The sequence below is a fragment of the Treponema sp. R80B11-R83G3 genome (assembly GCF_054786115.1).
The window spans coordinates 1-1,498 of the sequence record NZ_BDHF01000197.1; the positions used below are offsets into that span (position 1 = coordinate 1).

Annotated in this window: 1 protein-coding gene; it reads right to left on the reverse strand. The window is 34.2% G+C overall.

Annotation, left to right across the window (positions count from 1 at the left end; all coding sequences use genetic code 11):
• Positions 1-1,215: 1,215 nt before the first annotated feature.
• Positions 1,216-1,498 (reverse strand): GNAT family N-acetyltransferase (locus ACYVRH_RS12550; protein ID WP_461257241.1); only part of this gene is annotated, 283 nt, incomplete at its 5' end.

Sequence of the window (1,498 nt, forward strand, 5' to 3'; positions counted from 1 at the left end):
CGATTTACCTATATATGTTGGTGAAACTGCTTTAGAGATATATAAATGCCTTGAAAAAAGATTATCGTATATTCCAGTTCGAGATGAGGCAGAAAAACATAGAAATATTTTAAAACGCCTAAAAACAGAGATGCAATAATACCAACTAAAACCAAAATAAGACCTTTCTTCATAATTTAACCTCCTAAATGAAGTGATCCACTTATATAATAAACCATCTTATATTTTAATGGTTACATTATTTTATGCCTATAATATATCCAAACAAATTCAAGGGGTATTGCACTTAACGTCCGGCGGTAAACGACGTTTTTTTGCGCCCGATGAAGAAAAGCGCGCAGCGGTTTTTCGGGCGCAAAAAAATGTGGGTGGAGTGAGGCGTGGGAGCCTTCAGGCGACCTAGCCGAACGGAACCCCGAGCCGCCGTAAGGCGGCGAAGCGTTTACCGGCCTGTTATGCGATGAAACCGCAACTGCCAATAATTAATTCACCTTCTGCCAATTTTCAAATAGACCTTGTTTATTGGATATAATTATTTTTGAATATAATTTATGCTCCCATATAAAACCGAATATACTTTACAATATTTTTTACAATTTGTAAACAGGGAAAAATGCCTGTTATAAATTTACGTTCACAGTAGGTTAGCGCATATATGAAACAGCGAAAAAGCTATAATACCATAATAAATTATATTTACATATGCATAAATACTGAATAAATTGAAAGGATTTAATTCAATTGTAAACGGGGAAAAATGCCTGTTATAAATTTACATTCACAGTAGGTTAGCACATATATGAAACGGCGAAAAGCCTATAATACAATAATAAATTATATTTACATATGCATAAATAGGGAATAAGTTGACGGGATTTAATACAATTTATCAAAAAAGATATTTTATTCATAATAATATAACCCAAAAATAAAAGAAATGTTTACTGTCAGATATAAGTAGGTCGCCCTAATCCTTTATGGGATTATTCCCTAAATCATTTTGCGGTTTTTTCGCATAACGTCCGGCGGTATATGACGTTTTTTTGCGCCCGATAAGGAAAACCGCGAAGCGGTTTTACGGGCGCAAAAAAATGTGGCGGAGCAAAGCACCACAAAGGGGGTAAGCCCGACTGGTGCTTTGCGTAGCCCGAGCCGCCGACAGGCGGCGAAGCATATACCGGCCTGTTATGCGATGGGCAGGCGTACATTATTTTTTTATATTTTTAACCTCATACCTTTTTCATTATCTTCATTAAATCCCAATTTTTTGTATAAATTATACCCAACTTCAGTTGCTTTTAAATCTATGCCGCTTACTCCAATTAATTTTGCTTCTTTTATTATTTCTTCAATTAATTTTTTTGCAATTCCTTTTTTTCTATATTCAGGAAATGTATATACATTCAATAATGTTCCAACTTTACCATTTATTAAATTTGGATTTGAAGGATATTCCGATATAATTAAATATGCCACTGAAACAACATTTCCATTATAT